The sequence below is a fragment of the Gordonia sp. NPDC003422 genome (assembly GCF_053588675.1).
This window is the reverse complement of sequence record NZ_JBSFQL010000032.1, coordinates 41,755-61,180: the sequence shown is the minus strand read 5'-3', so window position 1 is coordinate 61,180 and position 19,426 is coordinate 41,755. Positions and strand designations below refer to the sequence as shown.

20 protein-coding genes are annotated in these 19,426 nt (G+C 66.1%); 10 read left to right on the top strand and 10 right to left on the bottom strand.

All coding sequences use genetic code 11. The features are described from left to right. Positions 1 to 798 precede the first annotated feature (798 nt). Positions 799 to 1,572 (top strand): lytic transglycosylase domain-containing protein, encoded by a 774-nt coding sequence (locus ACWDTF_RS21900; RefSeq protein WP_240862344.1) that lies wholly within the window; start codon positions 799 to 801, stop codon positions 1,570 to 1,572. Here ACWDTF_RS21900 and ACWDTF_RS21895 read toward each other — a convergent pair. The 5 genes from ACWDTF_RS21895 to ACWDTF_RS21875 all read right to left on the bottom strand — a co-directional run bounded on the left by ACWDTF_RS21895 (position 1,569) and on the right by ACWDTF_RS21875 (position 5,010). Beyond that, a complete protein-coding gene (locus ACWDTF_RS21895) occupies positions 1,569 to 2,843 on the bottom strand; it encodes a M18 family aminopeptidase (protein WP_449755071.1) in 1,275 nt (424 codons plus the stop codon). The genes ACWDTF_RS21900 and ACWDTF_RS21895 overlap by 4 nt on opposite strands. Next, positions 2,840 to 3,523 carry a hypothetical protein gene (locus ACWDTF_RS21890; RefSeq protein ID WP_449755070.1) on the bottom strand — a complete coding sequence of 228 codons (684 nt, stop codon included), beginning with the start codon at positions 3,521 to 3,523 and terminating at the stop codon, positions 2,840 to 2,842. The genes ACWDTF_RS21895 and ACWDTF_RS21890 overlap by 4 nt, the downstream gene beginning before the upstream one ends. Beyond that, the gene (gene purQ / locus ACWDTF_RS21885; protein ID WP_240862349.1) at positions 3,520 to 4,203 is read right to left on the bottom strand and encodes a phosphoribosylformylglycinamidine synthase subunit PurQ; all 684 of its coding nucleotides are present in this window, start codon (positions 4,201 to 4,203) and stop codon (positions 3,520 to 3,522) included. Before purQ ends, ACWDTF_RS21890 begins: the two co-directional genes overlap by 4 nt. A gap of 9 nt (positions 4,204 to 4,212) precedes the next feature. Beyond that, positions 4,213 to 4,452, bottom strand: a complete 240-nt coding sequence (gene purS / locus ACWDTF_RS21880) for a phosphoribosylformylglycinamidine synthase subunit PurS (protein ID WP_240862350.1) — start codon at positions 4,450 to 4,452, stop codon at positions 4,213 to 4,215. Positions 4,453 to 4,527: 75 nt separating this feature from the next. Further along, positions 4,528 to 5,010 carry a glutathione peroxidase gene (locus tag ACWDTF_RS21875; protein WP_240862351.1) on the bottom strand — a complete coding sequence of 161 codons (483 nt, stop codon included), beginning with the start codon at positions 5,008 to 5,010 and terminating at the stop codon, positions 4,528 to 4,530. Positions 5,011 to 5,152: 142 nt separating this feature from the next. On the opposite strand from ACWDTF_RS21875, the gene ACWDTF_RS21870 reads away from it, so the two are divergent. Continuing rightward, positions 5,153 to 5,689 (top strand): MarR family winged helix-turn-helix transcriptional regulator, encoded by a 537-nt coding sequence (locus ACWDTF_RS21870; protein ID WP_449755072.1) that lies wholly within the window; start codon positions 5,153 to 5,155, stop codon positions 5,687 to 5,689. Positions 5,690 to 5,739: 50 nt separating this feature from the next. Then, positions 5,740 to 7,293 (top strand): DHA2 family efflux MFS transporter permease subunit, encoded by a 1,554-nt coding sequence (locus ACWDTF_RS21865; protein ID WP_449755069.1) that lies wholly within the window; start codon positions 5,740 to 5,742, stop codon positions 7,291 to 7,293. Between the two features lie 198 nt (positions 7,294 to 7,491). On the opposite strand, the gene ACWDTF_RS21860 is transcribed toward ACWDTF_RS21865, so the two are convergent. After that, positions 7,492 to 9,636, bottom strand: a complete 2,145-nt coding sequence (locus tag ACWDTF_RS21860) for a S9 family peptidase (RefSeq protein WP_433257905.1) — start codon at positions 9,634 to 9,636, stop codon at positions 7,492 to 7,494. Further along, positions 9,633 to 10,535 carry a phosphoribosylaminoimidazolesuccinocarboxamide synthase gene (locus tag ACWDTF_RS21855; RefSeq protein WP_449755068.1) on the bottom strand — a complete coding sequence of 301 codons (903 nt, stop codon included), beginning with the start codon at positions 10,533 to 10,535 and terminating at the stop codon, positions 9,633 to 9,635. The genes ACWDTF_RS21860 and ACWDTF_RS21855 overlap by 4 nt, the downstream gene beginning before the upstream one ends. Positions 10,536 to 10,570: 35 nt before the next feature. On the opposite strand from ACWDTF_RS21855, the gene ACWDTF_RS21850 reads away from it, so the two are divergent. Then, the gene (locus tag ACWDTF_RS21850; protein ID WP_240862358.1) at positions 10,571 to 10,858 is read left to right on the top strand and encodes a SelT/SelW/SelH family protein; all 288 of its coding nucleotides are present in this window, start codon (positions 10,571 to 10,573) and stop codon (positions 10,856 to 10,858) included. A gap of 115 nt (positions 10,859 to 10,973) precedes the next feature. On the opposite strand, the gene purB is transcribed toward ACWDTF_RS21850, so the two are convergent. The 3 genes from purB to ACWDTF_RS21835 all read right to left on the bottom strand — a co-directional run bounded on the left by purB (position 10,974) and on the right by ACWDTF_RS21835 (position 13,578). Continuing rightward, a complete protein-coding gene (gene purB / locus ACWDTF_RS21845; protein WP_449755067.1) occupies positions 10,974 to 12,401 on the bottom strand; it encodes an adenylosuccinate lyase in 1,428 nt (475 codons plus the stop codon). 24 nt (positions 12,402 to 12,425) lie between these two features. Then, complete coding sequence (locus ACWDTF_RS21840; RefSeq protein WP_240862365.1) at positions 12,426 to 12,791, bottom strand: hypothetical protein; 366 nt, start codon at positions 12,789 to 12,791, stop codon at positions 12,426 to 12,428. A gap of 193 nt (positions 12,792 to 12,984) precedes the next feature. Next, positions 12,985 to 13,578, bottom strand: coding sequence for a TetR/AcrR family transcriptional regulator (locus ACWDTF_RS21835; protein WP_449755066.1), 594 nt, complete (start codon positions 13,576 to 13,578; stop codon positions 12,985 to 12,987). Between the two features lie 176 nt (positions 13,579 to 13,754). On the opposite strand from ACWDTF_RS21835, the gene ACWDTF_RS21830 reads away from it, so the two are divergent. The 6 genes from ACWDTF_RS21830 to ACWDTF_RS21805 all read left to right on the top strand — a co-directional run bounded on the left by ACWDTF_RS21830 (position 13,755) and on the right by ACWDTF_RS21805 (position 19,390). Then, on the top strand, positions 13,755 to 14,492 hold the full coding sequence (locus tag ACWDTF_RS21830; RefSeq protein WP_449755065.1) for a DUF6882 domain-containing protein: 738 nt from the start codon (positions 13,755 to 13,757) through the stop codon (positions 14,490 to 14,492). Positions 14,493 to 14,624: 132 nt separating this feature from the next. Beyond that, positions 14,625 to 16,772 carry an MMPL family transporter gene (locus ACWDTF_RS21825; RefSeq protein ID WP_240862033.1) on the top strand — a complete coding sequence of 716 codons (2,148 nt, stop codon included), beginning with the start codon at positions 14,625 to 14,627 and terminating at the stop codon, positions 16,770 to 16,772. A 58-nt stretch (positions 16,773 to 16,830) separates the two neighbouring features. Then, the gene (locus ACWDTF_RS21820; protein WP_449755064.1) at positions 16,831 to 17,100 is read left to right on the top strand and encodes a metal-sensitive transcriptional regulator; all 270 of its coding nucleotides are present in this window, start codon (positions 16,831 to 16,833) and stop codon (positions 17,098 to 17,100) included. A 27-nt stretch (positions 17,101 to 17,127) separates the two neighbouring features. Beyond that, positions 17,128 to 17,541 carry a DUF302 domain-containing protein gene (locus ACWDTF_RS21815; protein ID WP_240862029.1) on the top strand — a complete coding sequence of 138 codons (414 nt, stop codon included), beginning with the start codon at positions 17,128 to 17,130 and terminating at the stop codon, positions 17,539 to 17,541. Positions 17,542 to 17,547: 6 nt separating this feature from the next. Next, positions 17,548 to 18,198 (top strand): mycothiol-dependent nitroreductase Rv2466c family protein, encoded by a 651-nt coding sequence (locus ACWDTF_RS21810; protein ID WP_240862027.1) that lies wholly within the window; start codon positions 17,548 to 17,550, stop codon positions 18,196 to 18,198. Positions 18,199 to 18,451: 253 nt separating this feature from the next. Then, entirely contained in the window at positions 18,452 to 19,390 is a 939-nt protein-coding gene (locus ACWDTF_RS21805; RefSeq protein ID WP_240862025.1) for an alpha/beta hydrolase, read from the top strand. Positions 19,391 to 19,426 lie beyond the last annotated feature (36 nt).

The window sequence follows — 19,426 nt, the reverse complement described above, 5'->3', positions numbered from 1 at the left end:
GAACTGACATCCCCCGGTGGTGGACCAGTGGGCAGATTCATGTCCGCCACCGGGCACACCTTCGTGACCGTCTACGGGCAGTTTTCACGTCCGCCTGTGGGCACTTCCCGATGTCCCTTGACACCCGTGCGCCCACCCGCACACACCCGGCCCGTACGCCTAACTAACCATCCACATTCAGAGCAGAAGGGCCGAACTTTCTTCCCCGGGGTTCGTAGTCGTCCGCGAGAATTTTCTGGGGGAAGGCTCCAAGGGCCGGGGAAGAAGTTTCTTCCCCTACTTTTTGTGGGCGCATGTTCCTGGCGTCGCGTTCGGCGGAACGCGACAACCGACGATCGGTGACTGAGATCGGGCCTGTCAGCGGCCGCTTCCGGGACATACCTGGAGGACCACCGTCAGGGGCCCGATCTCAGTCACCGGCCCGAGAGTTGAGTTGGAGAACGCGGGTGCTGCAGCACTCTCATCCTCCAACTCGGCACCGGTTGTCGTGGTGCCGGCCGCGGAAGCTCCGAGTCGCATCGCGGCCAGGGCTCTTCCTGGCTCCACGATCGCCGACGACGTCGGCGGGTCGGGCGCTGCACGGGACGGATGGCGCCCCTATTCGAGCATCGAATACGCCGCGTGTGCGGCAAATCACAAAACCGTGTCCCTTACCGCAGCTAACTGCATCGACCGAGTCGAGTCGGCGTCGCTGCCGCCATATTGGTAACGGATAAATAACGGCAAGCTAACGGATTCATGTACGGTCGGCCGAGTTCTTCAGCAGCAACACGAGCAGTACACGCGAGGTCGATCAGTTTGGGTAAGCACTCGAAACCACGGAAAGCACGAGCACCGTTCGTCGCCGCAGCATTGGTGCCAGTCGGCATTCTGGCAGCCGCGGCGACCGCTGGAGCCGATCCCACACAGCACGCGGCACCGCAGACCGAGGCTGCTCACGCCGCGGCAGACCCGCACACCGTTGCGCTGGCCAACCACCACGTGACCGGCCCGTCGGCCCGCCAGACCGCGGATCCTGCCCCGCGCATTCCCGCGATCGTGCCCGCCCGTCCGGTCAGCGTGACCGACGGCGCGGTACCTGCCAGCAACTACGACGCGTACCGCAACGCCGCCGACATCATGTCGCACACGACGCCGCGCTGCGGCATCGACTGGAAGGTCATCGCCGGTATCGGCAAGGTCGAGTCCCACCATGCCGACGAGGGCAACGTGGACGCCCGCGGCACCCTGCGTGAGCCGATCTTCGGCCCGATGCTCAACGGCACATTGGCCGGCAACCAGGTCGTCACCGACACCGACCACGGCGCGCTCGACGGCGACGCGTCCTACGACCGCGCCGTCGGCCCGATGCAGTTCCTTCCCCAGACCTGGAATCACTACGCGGCCGACGCCAACGGCGACGGCAAGATTGACCCGCAGAACATCTTCGACGCGGCACTGACCACCGCGCGCTACCTCTGCGACGGCAATCTGAACCTGCGCGACAACGCGTCGCTGGTGACCGCAGTGCTGCGCTACAACAATTCCATGACCTACGTCGACGACGTGCTCGGGTTTGCCCGGTCGTACTAGCCGTTCAAGAACGCCTGCAGCGCAGCGGAATACATCTCGACGTCGGCAACGCCCATGAGTTCGCGGGCGCTGTGCATCGCGAGTTGGGGCGCTCCGACGTCGATAGTGGTCAGCCCGGTGCGTGCGGCGGTGATCGGACCGATCGTCGAGCCACAGGGTAGATCGGCGCGGTGGGTGTAGCGCTGCATCGGCACGCCGGCGCGGTCGCAGGCGAGCGCGAAGATGGCCTCCCCCAACGCATCCGACGCGTAGCGCAGATTCTGATTGACCTTGAGGACCGGGCCGCCGTTGATGGCGATGCGGTGTCCCGGCTCGTGGCGTTCCGGATAGTTGGGGTGCGTGGCGTGGGCCATGTCGCCGGACAGGCACACACTTGCCGCCATCGAGCGCAGATAGTCCGATCGGGAACCGCCGCGCGCCAACACGATTCGCTCACACACGGTCGTCAGGAAGTCCGACGCGGCACCGCGTTCGGATCCGCTGCCGACCTCCTCGTGGTCGAACAGTGCGAGCATCCTGGTGTGGGTCGACGCACCACCGTCGAGCAGCGCCCGCAGACCCGCGTAGCAGGTGCCCTGGTTGTCCAGACGCGGTGCGCTCAACAGGTTTTCGTCGACGCCCAGCACCCGGCTCGGCGTCACGTCGTGAGTCATCAGCTCCCAGCCGAGGAGAGTGTCGGGGTCGACGCCGGCATACTGCGCCACCCAGCCGAGCACGTCGGGCACGGTGTCGCCGACACCCCAGATCCCGTCGAGGTGTCGTTGCGGGTCGAGAGCGACGCCCTTGCGATCCTCGGATAGGTGAATGGCCAACTGCGGCACCCGTACCACCGCTTCGGTGACGTGTACCAGCGTGTGCTCCACGGCGTCGCCTGCGCGGTAGGCGAGCCGGCCGGAGAGCCCGAGGTCACGGTCGAGCCACGAGTTGAGCCAGGCACCGCCGTAGGGTTCGAGCGCCACCATCGCGACACCGGCGGAGGTCCGGTCCGGGTGTTGTTTGAGGCGAAGATTGGGACTGTCGGTGTGGCCGCCGACGATCCGGAACTCGTCGCCGTCACCGGCGTCCCAAGCGATGATCGATCCGCCGCGGACGACGTAGTGGCGGCCCCACCCCTCGGAATCCGGTGCAGGCCAAGACTTTTCCTCGAACAGTCGCCGGTAGCCGGCTTGCTCGAGTTCGGCCGCCACGCTGGCACAGACATGGAAGGGCGATGGGGAGGCGTCGACGAACTCGCCGAGCCCGGCCGCCGTTGCCGTCGTGGTGATAGTCATCGGTTGCCTTCCGTGGCAGCCGCTTCCAGCCGGAGGTCGGCCTCGCGGTCGGCGACCTTGGCCATGGTCGCGAGGAGCGTGATCATCAGGATCAGCTCACCGAGGTTGCCCAGCCACAGCACCGCGGTACCGGCGGCCGCCGCAAACAGCATCGCCAGAGCTCCGACGAGAAGCCATTTGAAGTAGCTGTAACGCGCGGCCATCCCGCCCAGGACGATCAACGCCAGCACCGTCACCACCGATGCGATCGGCGGCCCCGAAGCACCGGCGTTGACGTAGCGCAGGGCGTCACCTGCGTTCTCGGGCTCGAGGTCCAGGCGCACGATGTCGGTGATGATGCCGATCACTTCCAGCATCGCGACCAGCAGAAGACCGGGGATCACGACGTTGCGGGTACCGATCTGCTTGACGCCCAACCGATACACCAGCACCCCGGCGATCGGAATCAGCAGTGGCACGAAGAATGCGTGTATCCAGTAGCGCGGCACGTTGATCGCCATCAGCGCGTCGCCGTAGCCGACGAAGCGGCCCACCGCGACCGCAAAGTTGTCGTAGGCCAGACCCAGGCAGATGACCGCAACGGCCGACGCGATCTCCCCGACCCGCCACCGCATCCGAAACGCCAACACCCCGACCACGAGAATGCCGACGCCGATGAGGGCGAAGATCGCGGAGGTCATGGTGTGGCGGCCAGCACGGCGTCGATCGCCGAGTAGAACAGTCCGAGCCCGTCGTCGCTGGGTCCGGTGAGTGCCTCGGTGGCATGTTCGGGGTGCGGCATCAGGCCGACGACGCGACCGTCGGGGCTGCTGATGCCGGCGATGTCGAGCGCCGAGCCATTGGGGTTGCCGCCGGCGTAGGTGAAGACGATCAAGCCTTCGCCCTCGAGTTCTTCGAGTTTGCGCTCGGGTGCGACGTAGCGGCCTTCCCCCGACTTGAGCGGGATGAGGATCTCGGCGCCGCGCTCGAACCGCGTGGTCCAGGCGGTGGTGTTCGACTCGACGCGCAACCACTGGTCGCGGCAGATGAAGTGCAGACCCTCGTTGCGCGTCAACGCGCCGGGCAGCAGTCCGGCTTCGCAGAGCACCTGGAAACCGTTGCAGATGCCGAGGACCGGCATGCCCTTGGCCGCCGCCTCGACAACCGAACCCATGACCGGCGCGAAGCGTGCGATGGCACCTGCGCGCAGATAGTCACCGTAGGAGAAGCCGCCCGGAACGACTACCGCGTCGACCCCCTTGAGGTCGGCGTCGCCGTGCCAGAGTTCGACGGCCTCGGCTCCGGCGATCCGGACCGCGCGGGCAGCATCGACGTCGTCGAGCGTGCCCGGGAAGGTGATGACCCCGATTCGTGCTGTCATCTCGGTCGGTTACTCCGCGACCCGCGAGACGCTGAAGTTCTCGATGACCGTGTTGGTCAGGAGTTCCTCGGCGATGCGCTCCAAGGCGACGTCGTCCACGGTGTCGTCGACCTCGAGTTCGAAGCGTTTCCCCTGCCGAACATCGGCGATCCCACTGAATCCGAGACGTCCCAGGGCTCCGACGATCGCCTGCCCCTGCGGGTCGAGGATCTCGGCCTTGGGCATCACGTCGACCACCACTCGCGCCATGGGCACTTGCTCCGTTCTCGCTGATGCGCTGAATCTCGCCATCACCTTACCGGGTGGGCCAACTCGCCACGCGTCTCAGAGGACCGCCTCGATGGCCGAGACCACTGCAGGGTCGGTGGGCTCGGTACGGGGCCGGAATCGATTGACGACCGTCCCGTTCGCGTCGACGAGGAACTTCTCGAAGTTCCACTGCACATCGCCGGCCTCACCGTCGGCATCTTCGGTCTTGGTGAGCTCGGCGTAGAGGGGATGCTGTTCGTCGCCCTTGACGTCGGCCTTCTCCAGAAGTGGGAAGGTGACGCCGTAGCTGGTGGAACAGAAGGTGGCGATCTCCTCGGCGGTGCCCGGTTCCTGGCCCATGAACTGGTTGCACGGCATGCCGACGACGGTGAGGCCACGATCACCGTAGGTCTTGGCCAGTTCTTCCAGTCCGGTGTACTGCGGCGTCAGCCCACACTTGCTGGCGACGTTGACCACCAGCAGCGGACCGCTGAAGTCCGCGAGATTCACGGTGTTGCCGTCGAGGGAGTTGACCGGGATGTCCTTGATGTTGCCCATGACATCCGAGCCTAGTGGTGTGTCCCGACACAGTGGCCATGTGAGCCCCACCACACAGTTTTGCGAACTATGTGCAAGGTCACCAATGCTTGCGTTGAAGAAATAGTTGCACGGAAGTTAGCATTTCTGGGTGTCCACACCCATGTCTGCGATCGCGTCTGCCGGAGCCACCCCCGGCAACTCGGTGGACACCGCGCAGGTAACCCTGATCGACTTCCTCGATCGTCTTGCATGCCTCGGCAAAGCCCACACGATGGACGACCTGGCCGCCACCGACCTCACCTTCTCGCAGTTGAAGGTCATCTTCGCGCTCGGCGGCCACGGTGCGCCGATGTCGGTCAACGAGATCGCCGAACACGTCAACCTCTCGCTGGCCGCGGCCGGACGCACCGTCGACAAACTGGTCGGAGACGGCTTGGTGGATCGGCGCGAGGACGCCAACGACCGGCGCGTGAAGCGTGTTTCGCTGACCACCGACGGGCAGCGGTTCATCGACTCCCAGCTGAACATCAAGCAGGAGATCGTCCGCCGCTTCGTCACCGGACTACCCGACGACATTCGCGACGACCTCTGCCGAGCCCTGCGACCGATCGTCGGCGCCGACACCGACTACTTCGACATTCCGCACGACGGGCTCTCCGAATTGAGCAACTCGGAACCCGGTGAGCCCGCGCAGTAACTCTCGACTTCCCAATTCTCCGCACGTAACCCGAACCGACAGGAACACTCATGTCAGTCTCCTCGACCGGTGGCCACCTTCACGAAGGTCCACCGGACACCAAACTCGATCGTCATGTCCTGATGATCGCCGGCGTCGTGGTGCTCGGCGCGATCATGTCGATCCTCGACGTCACCGTGGTTGCGGTGGCGCAGAACACCTTCCAGCAGGAGTTCGGCACCGACGCGGCCGGCGCGGCCTGGACGGCCACCGGCTACACGCTGGCCCTGGCCGCGGTCATCCCGCTGTCGAGTTGGGCCGCAGCACGATTCGGCACCAAGAAGGTCTACTTGACGTCGCTGGTGTTGTTCGTCCTGGGTTCGGCGCTCTGCGCGCTCGCCTGGAACATCGGCAGCCTGGTCGCATTCCGCGTGATCCAGGGCCTCGGCGGTGGTCTGCTCATGCCGATCGGCATGATGATCCTGACCAAGGCGGCCGGACCCGAGCGAATCGGTTCCGTGATGGCGGTTCTCGGTATCCCCATGCTCCTCGGCCCGATCGGCGGACCGATCCTCGGCGGCTTCCTCATCGAGACCACGTCGTGGCACTGGGTGTTCCTGATCAACGTGCCGATCGGCATCGTCGCGCTCGTCTACTCGTGGTTCGTCCTGCGTGACGACGAGGAGACGACGAAGGCGTCCATCGACATCGTCGGATTGCTGCTTCTCTCACCGGGTCTCGCGCTGTTCCTGTTCGGCATCTCGTCGAGCGCCGAACACCGCACCTTCCTCACGCCGACGGTGTTGATTCCGGCGATCATCGGCGCCATCCTCATCGTGGCCTTCATCTGGCATGCGCTGCGGGCCAAGAATCCGCTGTTGGATCTGCGCCTGTTCCGAAACCGGACGCTGTCGATCTCGGTCGTCACCATGACGCTGTTCATGATCGCGTTCTTCGGTGCGTCGCTGTTGTTCCCGCAGTACTTCATCGGTGTGCGCGGCGAGTCCACGCTGACCGCCGGCCTGCTGCTGGCGCCGCAGGGTCTCGGCGCGATGCTCACCATGCCGATCGCGGGCAAGCTGACCGACAAGATGGGCCCCGGCAAGTTCGTCCTGCCCGGCATCGTCCTGATCCTGCTCGGCATGGGAGTCTTCATCTTCCTCGGCGCCGACACGTCGTACTGGATTCTGTGCAGCGCGCTGTTCGTGCAGGGCCTCGGTATGGGTATGACGATGATGCCGATCATGTCGGCCGCGCTGGCAACCCTGAACAACAAGCAGGTGCCCGACGGCTCGACCCTGGTGAACGTGGTTCAGCAGACCGCATCGTCGATCGGTACCGCGGTCATCTCGGTGGTCCTCGCCAGCGGCCTGGCCGGCAGCATGCAGGCCGGTCTCGCGATTGCCTCCAACACCGCGCCCGACAAGCTGCCACCGGAGATGCAGAACGCCCCGCTGCCGCAGTCGTTCTTCGAGTCCGCGGCCGAGATCTTCGGATCGACCTTCCTGGTCGCGGTGATCCTCATCGCCCTGACCTTCATCCCGGCATTCTTCCTGCCTCGCAAGAAGATCGAGTCGCCATTGGTCGAGGAGGACATGGATCGCGCGCCGATCATCATGCACTGATCGCGCACGCCGACACACGACAGCCCCGTCCGGCCTCCGGGCGGGGCTTTCGTCTGTCACCAGGCCATCCCTAGGTGCGAAGAGCGAGCGCCCACCGCTGGCTGAGGTGCGAGCTTGCGAGCCTCGAAGCCCCCTGGTGAGACGAGAGCTGTTGTCTCACCAGGCCCTTCGAGGCTCTCGGCTAGCGCCTCGAGCACCTCAGGGAGCGGTGGGATCGGTGGGCGCGAGCGCCCCGGTCTGCTGCAGGATCCAGGCGATCTCGAAGGAGATCTCCTCCCACTGCTTGTAGCGGCCGCTCACCCCTCCGTGCCCGGCCGACATCTCCGTCTTCAGGAGCACGAGGTTGTCCGACGTCGAGCATTCCTGCAGCCGGGCAACCCATTTCGCGGCCTCGGTGTAGAGCACGCGAGTGTCGTTGCGTGAGGTGAGAGCCAGGATCGGCGGATACGGTTGGGCCACCACGTTCTCGTACGGCGAGTACTCGCGCATGTAGGCGTAGACCTCAGGGTTGTGCAGAGGGTCGCCCCACTCGTCCCATTCGATCACCGTCAGCGGCAGTGACGGGTCGAGGATCGAGTTGAGCGCGTCGACGAACGGCACCGAAGCGAGGATGCCGTTGAACAGTTGTGGCGCGAGGTTGGCAACCGCCCCCATGAGCAACCCACCGGCCGACCCGCCCTCGGCCACCATCTGCGACGGCGTGGTCCATCCTTCGTCGACGAGATACTGTGCGGCCGAGACGAAGTCGGTGAAGGTGTTCTTCTTCTGCAGCTCTTTGCCGTTTTCGTACCAGTAGCGGCCCATCTCGCCGCCACCGCGCACGTGCGCCAGCACGAAGACCACGCCACGGTCGAGCATGGACAGCCGCGACACGGAGAAGTACGGGTCGATGCTCGCCTCGTAGGAGCCGTAGCCGTAGAGCAGCAGCGGCGCCGGCTTGTGCTCGTCGGTTCCCTTGCGCCGCACGATGGACAGCGGAATCCGCGTACCGTCCGCCGCGGTTGCCCACTCGCGGGATTGGACGTAGTCGGCGGGATCGTAGCCACCGAGAACCGGCTGCCGCTTGAGCAGAGTGCGTTCGCCGGTGGTGACGTCGAGCTCGATCAGTTCGCTCGGCTCGGTGAAGCTTCCGTACCCGATGCGCAACCGCGGTGTTGTCCACTCGCGGTTGCCTGCCAGCCCGACCGTTCCCAACTCCTCGGCAAACGTGACCTCGTGGAAATCCGCCTCGGTCGGAATTCCGGTGATGGTCCGCAGATCTGCGATGGCGATGCGCGGCAACGCCTCCCGACGGTAGGACAGCACCAGGTAGTCGCGGAACGCGTCGAGGTCCTCGATACGTCGGCCGGGATCGTGGGCGAAGAGTTCACGTCGATTCGTCGGATCGTCGACGGGCGCGATGTCGATCGCGAAGTTCTCTGCCTTGCTGCCGCCCCGAATGTCGTTGTGCACGATGACGAAATAGTCGGCATCATCGATCACGGCATGTTCGACGCTGTATTCGACGCCGTCGACCCGGGGTGCCACGCTCACGAACTCACCGGTCGGGTCGTTCGCGTCGAGGACGTAGACCTCGGAGGTGATCTTGGAGCCCGCCCCGATCATGAGATACCGGTCGCTGCGGGTGGATCCCATGCCGACCCAGTAGCGTTCGTCCGGCTCGTGAAAGACCTTGACGTCGGCGGTATCGGTGCCGAAGTCGTGGCGCCACACGGTGTCGGGGCGCCATGCCGCGTCGACCGTCTGGTAGAAGACGTGCCGGGCGTCGGCCGACCAGACCGCCCCGCCCGCCGTGTCCTCGATCAACTCGTCCAGCAATGCACCGGTGCGTAAATCCTTGAAGCGCAGCGTGTATCGCTCGTCGCCGACCACGTCGGTGCTGTAGGCCAGCCAGTTGCCGTCGTCACTGACCGACAGTGCGCCCAGACTGAAGAAGTCGTGGCCCTGCGCCTCGGCGTTGGCGTCGAGCAGCACTTCCTCGCCGGGAAGCGCATTGTCCTCGGAGACTTCCGGCGGCGTCCAGTCATCATCGTCGCCGATCGGGCAACGACAGTGCGTCGCATACTGTTTGCCCTCGTGCGTCCTGCCGTAGTACCAGTACTTGCCGCGGCGACTGGGGACCGACATGTCGGTCTCCTTGGTGCGCGCCTTGATCTCGGCGAAGATCTGCTTGCGCAATCCGGCGAGTTGCTCGGTGTTCTTCTCGGTGAACGCGTTCTGCGCTTCGAGGTACGCGATGACCTCGGGATCGTCCTTGTTCCGCAACCATTCGTAGTGGTCGACGACGGTGTCGCCGTGATGGGTGCGCTCGGCGGGTATCTTCTTGGCGACGGGCACGCTCATCGCTCCACCTCCGCGCCCGGCCAGTCGTTGAAGCTCAACTGCGAAATCCATTCGTAGGCATCGATATAACGTTGACGTGTGCGTGCCACGACGTCGTCGGGCAAGCTGGGTGGCGGCGTGTCGGAGGCCCGGTCCCACCCGGATGCAGGGCTGGTGAGCCAGTTGCGGACGATCTGTTTGTCGAAGCTCGGCTGCACCTCGCCGGCCCGGTAGGTGGCGGCCTCCCAGTAGCGCGACGAGTCGGGTGTCAACACCTCGTCGGCCAGGATCAGTCCTCCGTCGTCGCCGATGCCGAACTCGAATTTCGTGTCGGCCAGGATGATTCCACGCTCTGCGGCGATGTCGGCGCCCCGCGAGTAGATGTCGAGGGTGGCCGCGCGCAATGCTTCGGCCCGCTCGGCGCCCTCCTGTTCGACGACGTGAGCGAAGCTGATGTTCTCGTCGTGCTCGCCCTGTTCGGCCTTGGTCGCCGGGGTGAAGATCGGCGTCGGGAGCTTGCTCGCCTCGTCGAGCCCGGTGGGCAGGTCGATGCCGCACACCGACCCGGTCGCCCGATAGTCGAGCAGTCCCGACCCGGTGAGGTATCCACGGGCGACGCATTCGACGGCGACCATCGGCAACTTGCGAACGACCATCGAGCGCCCGACGACCTCGTCGGGAATGCGGTCATCGGTGGGCCCGCCGACCAGGTGGTTGGGCACGCCGAGCGCGTCGAACCAGAAGAAGCTCATGGCGGCGAGGATCCGGCCCTTGTCGGGGATGACGGGGCTCAGGATGTGGTCGTAGGCGGAAATGCGGTCAGACGCCACCAGCAGCAGGGTGTCCGCGTCGATCTCGTAGATCTCACGAACCTTGCCCGACGCGACGTGACGGTACGACTCGAGGTCTGGGTGGGCCATGACCACGACAGTAAACGTATGCGAGGCTGGCAGCCATGACCGGGCCACAGATCACCATCACCTACTGCACCCAGTGCAATTGGCTGCTGCGCGCGTCGTGGATGGCGAGCGAACTCCTCAACACCTTCGGTGCCGAACTCGGGTCGGTGACTCTGGTCCCGGGCACGGGTGGTGTCTTCCACATCGACGTCGACGGCACCCAGGTGTGGGAACGCAAGCGCGACGGCGGATTTCCCGATGTCGTCACCCTGAAGCGACTCGTCCGAGATCAAGCGCTGCCGGATTGGAACCTCGGGCATGCCGATCGGCAGGCCGATAGCTGAGTCCCTTCTGTCGTCTGATGCGTCCACCACCGATGGCTGAGGTGCGAGGAGCGGTAGGGGCTTCGCTTGCGCTCCGCGTACCTCAGGCAGCGGGTGAGGCGAGCGCGAGCTGGAGTCAGAGAATGGCGGCAGGCGTGTATGACGCCGCTTCCGGATACTGCGCAATGACCTTCTCGGCCGCGGCGATCACGTCGGCGACCTGCGCTTGCGCCGCACCGACAAACGCGGACTTGTCATCGAGCAGGGCGTCGAGCTGAGCACGGTCGAGCGGGATGCGCTCGTCGGCGGCGAGACGGTCGAGCAGATCGGGTTCGCGCCCCTCCTCACGCATGGCGAGCGCGACGTCGACGGCGTTCTCCTTGATCGCCTCGTGCGCCGTTTCGCGCCCGACGCCGGCCCGCACCGACGCCATCAGCACCTTGGTGGTGGCGAGGAACGGCAGGTAGCGGTCGAGTTCGTTGGCGATCACCGCGGGGTAGGCGCCGAATTCGGCGAGCACCGTCAGGAATGTCTCCATCAGTCCGTCGATGGCGAAGAAGGCGTCGGGCAGCGCGACGCGACGCACCACCGAGCAGAAGACGTCGCCCTCGTTCCATTGCGCGCCGGCGAGTTCGGCGGCCATCGATCCGTAGCCACGCAACACCACCGCGAGGCCGTTGACCCGCTCGCAGCTGCGGGTGTTCATCTTGTGCGGCATCGCCGACGACCCCACCTGACCCGCCTGGAACCCCTCGGTGACCAGCTCATGCCCGGCCATCAGTCGGATCGTGTGTGCCAGCGACGATGGCGCGGCCGCGGTCTGGACCAGCGCCGACACCACGTCGTGGTCGAGCGACCGCGGATAGATCTGGCCGACGGAGGTGAGCGATCGCGCGAAACCGAGATGGTCGGCGACCCGGTGCTCGAGTTCGGCGAGTTTGCCCGAGTCACCGCCGAGGAGGTCGAGCATGTCCTGTGAGGTGCCCATCGGGCCCTTGATGCCGCGCAACGGATAGCGGTCGATGAGCTCGCGCAGCCGGGTGAGCGCGATCATCAGCTCGTCGGCGGCCGACGCGAACCGCTTGCCCAGCGTCGTCGCCTGCGCGGCGACATTGTGGCTGCGACCGGCCATGACCAACGACGCGTACTGCGCCGCGCGCTCGGTCAGCCGGGCCAGCACCGTCACGCCGTGCGCGTGCACGTGTTCGAGGGAACGCAGGATCTGCAGTTGCTCGACGTTCTCGGTGAGATCGCGGCTGGTCATGCCCTTGTGGATCTGCTCATGCCCGGCGAGAGCGTTGAACTCCTCGATGCGGGCCTTCACGTCGTGCCGGGTGACGCGCTCGCGATCCGCGATCGACGCGAGGTCTATCTGGTCGACAACGCGCTCGTAGTCGGCGATCGCGTCGGCCGGCACATCGATCCCCAGATCGCGCTGCGCCTTGAGGACCGCGATCCACAGTTGGCGTTCGAGCTCGATCTTGGCGCCGGCCGACCAGATCTCGGCGAGGTCGGCGGAGGCGTAACGGCTGGCCAGAACATTGGCGATGGCAGGCTTGGGCACCGCACCAGTGTAGTTGCGGCCTCCTCAGAAGCCGAAGCAGAGTCCGTTAGACCCGTAGCCCTTGCGTACCTTCACCAGCGTCTTCGCCGACGTCTGACCGTTCTGGACGGCGTACAGGTAGCGGTCGCCGAGGTGGCGCGGGACCCAGGTGGTCGAGGCGAGCGCTCCTCGCGGCAGATCGCGGCCGACGAAGATCGGCGGATACCCGGTGCGCTGTTCGTAGAACGCGACCCAGCCCGAACTGTTGACGGCGAGCGTGACCGGATAGGTGCAGCCGGTGCCGTAGACCACCGACGACAACGGCACACCGGCGTCCGGCTTTCCGGCCGGTGCCGCACTGCTCTGCCCCGCGCCGAGCAGGGCGGTCGCGGTGCAGACGAGCGCGAGCACCGCCGCACCGATCGTCCTGGCGGCCCGACGACCCGACGCCGAGCGCACGCGAGAAGAATCCTGCACCGTCACCACCCCAATTCCGTCCAAGCGTTCATTCCCCCGGCCACCGCGGACACACACTGTGACCGTGGTCATCCTGACACGCTTGCATACCGGGCACCCCAGGATCGGGACAACTGTCCCGATCGGCTCAGCCCTGAGGCGCAAGCACGCCGACGACCTCGTGCAGCGCATCACGTGTTGCGTCCAGTGGACTGACCGACGGCTGGCCGAGCGCGCCGACGATGGCCCCGTCCTCGACGGCGATGAGCTGACCGACGTGGACCGGCTCGGCGATACGACCAGACTTGGCGAGCAGAGCGGAGTGGTACGCGGCGAGCGAGTGCCGCCGCTCGGTAACCACGTCACGGAGTCGCGGGTAGCGCGCCGCGAGCGCGATCAGTTCGTAGCGGGCCGCGAGCTCCTCGATGGAGGTTGCCTCGCCGACGAACACCTCCGCGAGCACACCGGCCGTCGCACTGTTGCCGCGTCGTCTCCGTGGAACCGCGTCGGTGCGCGCGGCGACGCCCTGTTCGTCGTTGCGGCACAGGTGAGCCGCCGCCTCGGCCATCAGATCGTCGAGAGATGCAAAGTAATAGGTTGTCGATGCGAGCGGGAGTTGGGCCCGGTCGGCGACCGCCCGGTGACGCACCGCGTCGAATCCCCCTTCGAGCAGCAGGGCACCGGCGGCCTCGATCAACAGAGACCGCCGCCGCGCACCCTTGGGCGTCGCCGCCGATGTCATGTGCTCATGCTGCCAAAGCGATCAGGACCGCCGGGTTGCTTTCACGAAAGCGGTCCATAGGGTCGCGAACTACCGTATAAGTGCGTCGTCCGAACGCCATATGCACTGTTCAGGCGCTGTCAGTCGGATGTGGGACACCTGCGGAGATCGGCCGTTTCGGCGGATAACGTGGCCCCATGCAGTTCGACGGTTTGCATGCGGTCGCGGACTACGCGGCGTTGTATGCCGTGCTCCGTCAGGGCGCCCTCGCCTCACATCTCGAAGGTCAGCTCGGCGACTATCAAACGCACGCGGACGTCGCTGGTCAGACGTTGTCGTTCACGGCTGCCGACGGCAGCGAGATTCGTTCGGCGACAACCCTGGCGGCCGTGCTCGACCCCGACGAGATCACCTGGGGTTGGGCCCACCCGTTCGGCGACCCGAGCGGGCTGGCCGCGGCCATGCGCGACACCGGCAACCGCTACGGCATCGCCGACCTGGTCTCGCCCCGAGTGGGCTTGCCGGCTCACCTGGCCCCGGCCGAGGTCGACGCCTACCTGAGCGAGACCGCGGAGATCGTCGCCGCGGCAGCGGTGCACAGCACCGGCCACAGCCCGTATCACTCCGCGGACATCGGCGGGGGCGCGCGGGCGGTGCTCCTCCTCGACGACATCGCACTCCCGGAACCCACCTTCGCCGACTTCGCGACGACGATGCCGGGCGTGCTGAACACACTCGCGGTCAACGACCATCGCGTCGCCATTCACGGTGTGGCCGCCCGGTTGGGTTGGCACATTGCCTGGGCGTCCGGCGAGGACAGCACGCGTTCACCCACCTGCGACATCACCGACGGAATCTCTACTGCCCATATCGATTTCGATCGCAAGGGCCGTCCGCGCAGTTACCGGTGCAGCCTCGGCGCCGCGGCCGGCTGATTCTCCACGGCATCTCACCGCCGCCTTCACCAAACGCACCCCCTTGCTTGATCCATACCCCTATGGGTATATTCGGCATCGTTCTGACATACCCATGGGGGTATCTGATACGGCCGGCGGCAAGGAGCCCACGTGACGACGCAAGAGAAGTCCCCACCGCAGTCCCCGTCCGAGGCGGACCCCGGCCCACTGGGCCGGCTCGGCGCCTGGACCGCCACGCATCGCAGATGGGTGTTCGGCACCTGGGCACTGCTCGTGATCGGCCTCGGCATCGCCGCGCCCAGCGTCTTCGGGTCGCTCGCGGGAGCGGGATGGCAGGCCAACGACTCGGAATCGGTGGCTGTGCGCAACCTGGCTCAGGAACACTTCGGCGGCAACTCGTCGGCAGCCGTCCAGGTGGTCATCCACTCCGACAGCAGCCAGATATCGAGTCCAGAAGTCGCCCGCCTGATCGACGAGATCAAGCGAATTGCGCATTCCGACAACCGATTCGGCGAGGTCGTCACGCCGCAGCCGGGCATGACGATCAGCCGCGACGGCCACACCGGCGTGGTGATCATCGGCGCGAACGCCGACACCGACGCCATGGTCCGCGCCGTCGACGACCACAAGGACGAGCTGGCCTCGTTGTCCGGCAACGGAATCGCGGTGTATCCGACCGGCGCGTCGGCACTGTGGAGCGACTTCAACAAGGCCAATCACGACGCGATGATCAAGGCGGAAATGGTGTCGTGGCCCATCACGCTGGCGATCATGATCGTGGCGTTCGGCTCGCTCGTCGCGGCGGGTCTGCCATTGCTGCTGACGATCGCAGGCCTGGTCGCATCCGCAGGCGGACTCGTGCTGCTCAACATGGCGACGCCGATCTCGGTGTGGGCGATGAACTTTGCGATGATGTTCGCGCTGGCGCTGGGCATCGACTACGCGCTGTTCATGGTCTCGCGCTTCCGCGCCGCAATGATCCTGCACGACAGCGGACGACGGGCGATCACCGAAACGATGGACACCGCAGGCAAAGCCGTACTGCTGTCCGGACTGACGGTGCTCGTCAGCCTGTCGGCCGTGCTACTCGTCCCGGCGCCGGCAGTACGCACCATGGCCGTCGGGATCATGCTGGCCGTCGTCTTCGTGCTGGCCGCGACCATGACCCTGCTGCCCGCCGTGCTGAGCGCATTGGGGCCCAAGGTCAATGCCGGTCGTCTGCCGTGGACCAAGCAGCAGGAGCACCACTCGACGTTCTTCGCGTCGTGGGGCCGTCTGCTGCATCGCCATCCCTGGCCGTTCGCGATCGGAGCACTCGTCATCCTGCTCACGCTGGCCGCACCCGTGCTGGGACTCAAGGTCGCCATGCCGTCGATCGCCGTGCTGCCCGAGGATGCGCCGGTGCGTCAGGGCTACGCAGTCGTCGCCGAAGCGATGGGTCCGGGCGCCCCCGGAGCACTGCAGATCGTGACCACCAGGGCGGATGCCGACGCAGCGGCGGCCGCAGCGGCCAACTCACCGGGAATCGCCATGGTCACACCCCCGATCCCGTCGGCAGATGGAACGGATCATGTTCTTCTCCAAGCCATTCCGGCCATCGACCCATCGGCTGCCCAGATCGAGGAGGTGATCACGACGCTGCGCGATCGACTACCGGCCGGTGCACTGGTCGGCGGTGCAGCCGCCGAGAACGTCGACTTGCAGCAGGCACTGGACACCTGGTTCCCGATCATCGTCGCCGTCATCCTGACACTCGGTTTCCTGCTTCTGCTGGTGGCCCTGCGCGCACCGGCGATCGCGCTGATCGGCACGCTGGTGAGCCTGCTGTCGACGGGCGCGGCCTTTGGGGTCGCGAAGCTGATCTTCCAGGATGGTCATGGCGCAAGCCTTCTCGGATTCGAGCCACAGGGGTTCCTCGATGGTTGGGGCCCGGTGTTCTTCTTCGCGATGATCTTTGCGATCGCCATGGACTACACGGTGTTCCTGCTGGCCACCGCGAAGGAGCACTACGAACGCTCGGGTGATCCGCACGCTGCCCAGATCGACGGCCTCGCCTACTCGGGACGAATCATCTTCGCGGCGGCGGCGGTCATGGTGGCGGTGTTCTTCACCTTCGCCCTGGCCGACCCGCTGCCACCCAAGGAGATGGGCATCATCCTCGGTGTCGCGGTGCTGCTCGACGCGACACTGGTCCGCCTGGTGCTGCTGCCGGCATTGCTGCGCCTGTCCGGGCACGGCGCGTGGTGGACTCCTCGATGGCTGGATCGAGTGCTCCCGAAGATCACCTTCCAGCACTGAGCAGATACCCCATAGGGTATAATGAGAAGCCAGAAATGCGCCGAAGAGAGGAGTCGTCATGGTCGGCGACGAAGAATCGATCACCGTCGTGCTCAACAGACTTCGTCGAGCACACGGTCAACTGGCCGGTGTGATCTCGATGATCGAGCAGGGCCGTGACTGCAAGGACGTCGTGACCCAGCTCGCCGCAGTGTCGCGCGCTCTCGACCGCGCCGGATTCAAGATCGTCGCCACCGGCCTACGCCAGTGCCTCACCGGCGAGAACGCCGGCAACTCCGAACCCATGACCACCGAGGAACTCGAAAAGCTGTTCCTGGCCCTCGCCTGAGGACCGGCTCGAAGAGAAAGGAAGATCATGCAACTGGGCATCCGCACCACACTGCACACCACCTTCGACGACGCCGTCGCCAAGACCCGAGAAGCGCTGAGCGAACAGGGTTTCGGCGTGTTGACCGAGATCGACGTCCAGGCAACGCTGAAGAAGAAGCTCGACGAGGACATGGAGCGGTTCCTGATCCTGGGCGCGTGCAACCCGCACTTCGCACACCAGGCACTCGGACTCGAACGCCAGATCGGACTGTTGTTGCCATGCAACGTCGTTGTTCGCGACGACACCGAGAACGAGGGCTCCGTCATCGTCGAGGCGATGAATCCCGACATCATGGTCGCCGTCGCCGACGTGCCCGGCCTGCCCGAGGTCGCCGCCGGTGCGGCAGAACTCATCCGGGCCGCGATCGCGTCTCTGGAAGATGCCAAGGCCGAGGCCTGAGAAGCGATGAACGCCAACACCTCTCCGAATACACCGACGCAGATCGAATGCTACGTCGACCCGGTGTGTCCCTTCGCATGGGCGACGTCGCGCTGGCTGGCCATGGCGACCGCCGCGCGACCGGATGTCGCGGTGACGTGGCGTCAGATGAGCCTGGCGGTACTCAACGAAGGCCGGGAACTCGATGGGGCCCACGCGGCTCGCATCGAGGCATCGCGGCGGGCCGGTCGACTGTTCGCCGCGGCGATCGGCCCCGACGAGTCGATAGGTGACCTCTACATGGCACTGGGCCGACGCATCCACACCGATCCCGCAAGGTCGGCGGAAGTGTTACCTCGAGCCGTGGCGGCCGGGGCGCTGGCCGAGTGTGGACTCGACACCTCACTTGCCCAGGCGTTGGACGACCCGTCCTTCGACGACGAAGTGCGCCGCCGGCACGACGAGAGCCAGCAGGCACTCGGCACCACGGGCGGGAGCCCGATCACGGTCGTCGGTTCGCATGCGTTCTTCGGCCCGGTCCTCACGTCGATACCCGACGACGCCGAATCGGTTCGGCTGCTCGACGCGCTCCTCACCGTCGCCTCCACGCCGGCGTTCTCACAGTTGGAGCGACCCCGCAGCGGGCCGCCGAACCTCGTCGAGAAGGGGGCGGCCTGACATGTGCCATGCGGTGCGGTGCCGCCGATGCGGCAAAACCACGTGGTCGGGCTGCGGACGGCATGTCGCGCAGGTCAAGGCCGCGGTTCCGGCCGGCCAGTGGTGCGCGGGCCACGACGACGAGCCGGGCGGTGGACGAGGACTGTTCCGACGTCGGTGGTGACAGCGTCGGAGCAAGATCGGTCACACTCGCGCGTGGCACACCACGTTGGTTTCGCGAAACCGGCGCCCACGCCAGTACGCTGTTGACTCGATGGCTCGTCTGACCCCGAATCCCGCACCCGAACGTGATCTCGTTCGGGTGCGTCGTCGTACCGTCCTCGCCGCGGGTCTCGGATCGGCCGCCTTGGGGCTTGCGGCCTGCGCCGGACAAGCGAAGACCCCCGAGGTCGAGCCGCGGAAACTCGAGTCGCGGGCCGCCGACGACGAACTGCCCGCCGAGACCACCCCACCGCAGATCGCGACCGGGCCGCCGCTGATCACCGGGACCTTCCCGTCGGCAAAGATGCGCCGCGACACGCGCTGGGCCGTGGTTCGCCCCGACGGCGTGTCGGGACGGATGCCGGTTGTCGTCGTCCTGCATGCACTGAACACCAACGAGAAGTCGATCTTCTCGTCGAAGCTGGAGATCCAGTCGGTCCTGCAGCGCTACGTCGATGCCGGCAACCCGCCGTTCGCGATCGCGGCCGCCGACGCGGGACGCAACTACTATCACCGACGCGCCGACGGCACCGACGGCGCCGCGATGGTGCTCGACGAGTTCATCCCGATGCTGGCGAACAATCGCGAGCTGAACGTCTCCACCGAGCGCATCGGCCTGTTCGGCTGGTCGATGGGCGGGTACGGCGCGCTGCGGCTGGCGTCGCTGCTGGGTGCGCCACGTGTTGCCGCCGTCGCGGTCAGCTCACCCGCACTCTGGGCCGACCCACGCAACTTTCCGCCCCGAGCCTTTGACGGCCTGGCCGACTACCAGGCCAACTCACTGTTCGGCACCCAGGACGCCTTCGCGAAAATCCCGCTGATGATCTCGGTCGGGTCGAGCGATCAGTTCTTCACCTACACGCGCCAGTGGGCCGCCGGATTGCACCCGCCCGCCGCGTTCGGGACCTCTGCCGGCGGTCACACCAACCGCTACTGGCGCAGCGTGCTCCCCGACCAGGTGGAGTTCCTGGGCCGCAATCTCGCGAGCTGACCTCGCCGACGCCGTCGGAAATCTGTACACCTCAGA

What these genes read in the sequence shown, in the direction of transcription:
- ACWDTF_RS21895 (WP_449755071.1), bottom strand. Translation starts at nt 2,843, where the DNA reads ATGACTATCACCACGACGGCAACGGCGGCCGGGCTCGGCGAGTTCGTC.
- ACWDTF_RS21890 (WP_449755070.1), bottom strand. Translation starts at nt 3,523, where the DNA reads ATGACCTCCGCGATCTTCGCCCTCATCGGCGTCGGCATTCTCGTGGTC.
- purQ (WP_240862349.1), bottom strand. Translation starts at nt 4,203, where the DNA reads ATGACAGCACGAATCGGGGTCATCACCTTCCCGGGCACGCTCGACGAC.
- purS (WP_240862350.1), bottom strand. Translation starts at nt 4,452, where the DNA reads ATGGCGCGAGTGGTGGTCGACGTGATGCCCAAGGCCGAGATCCTCGAC.
- ACWDTF_RS21875 (WP_240862351.1), bottom strand. Translation starts at nt 5,010, where the DNA reads ATGGGCAACATCAAGGACATCCCGGTCAACTCCCTCGACGGCAACACC.
- ACWDTF_RS21870 (WP_449755072.1), top strand. Translation starts at nt 5,153, where the DNA reads ATGTCTGCGATCGCGTCTGCCGGAGCCACCCCCGGCAACTCGGTGGAC.
- ACWDTF_RS21865 (WP_449755069.1), top strand. Translation starts at nt 5,740, where the DNA reads ATGTCAGTCTCCTCGACCGGTGGCCACCTTCACGAAGGTCCACCGGAC.
- ACWDTF_RS21860 (WP_433257905.1), bottom strand. Translation starts at nt 9,636, where the DNA reads ATGAGCGTGCCCGTCGCCAAGAAGATACCCGCCGAGCGCACCCATCAC.
- ACWDTF_RS21855 (WP_449755068.1), bottom strand. Translation starts at nt 10,535, where the DNA reads ATGGCCCACCCAGACCTCGAGTCGTACCGTCACGTCGCGTCGGGCAAG.
- ACWDTF_RS21850 (WP_240862358.1), top strand. Translation starts at nt 10,571, where the DNA reads ATGACCGGGCCACAGATCACCATCACCTACTGCACCCAGTGCAATTGG.
- ACWDTF_RS21835 (WP_449755066.1), bottom strand. Translation starts at nt 13,578, where the DNA reads ATGACATCGGCGGCGACGCCCAAGGGTGCGCGGCGGCGGTCTCTGTTG.
- ACWDTF_RS21830 (WP_449755065.1), top strand. Translation starts at nt 13,755, where the DNA reads ATGCAGTTCGACGGTTTGCATGCGGTCGCGGACTACGCGGCGTTGTAT.
- ACWDTF_RS21820 (WP_449755064.1), top strand. Translation starts at nt 16,831, where the DNA reads ATGGTCGGCGACGAAGAATCGATCACCGTCGTGCTCAACAGACTTCGT.
- ACWDTF_RS21815 (WP_240862029.1), top strand. Translation starts at nt 17,128, where the DNA reads ATGCAACTGGGCATCCGCACCACACTGCACACCACCTTCGACGACGCC.
- ACWDTF_RS21810 (WP_240862027.1), top strand. Translation starts at nt 17,548, where the DNA reads ATGAACGCCAACACCTCTCCGAATACACCGACGCAGATCGAATGCTAC.
- ACWDTF_RS21805 (WP_240862025.1), top strand. Translation starts at nt 18,452, where the DNA reads ATGGCTCGTCTGACCCCGAATCCCGCACCCGAACGTGATCTCGTTCGG.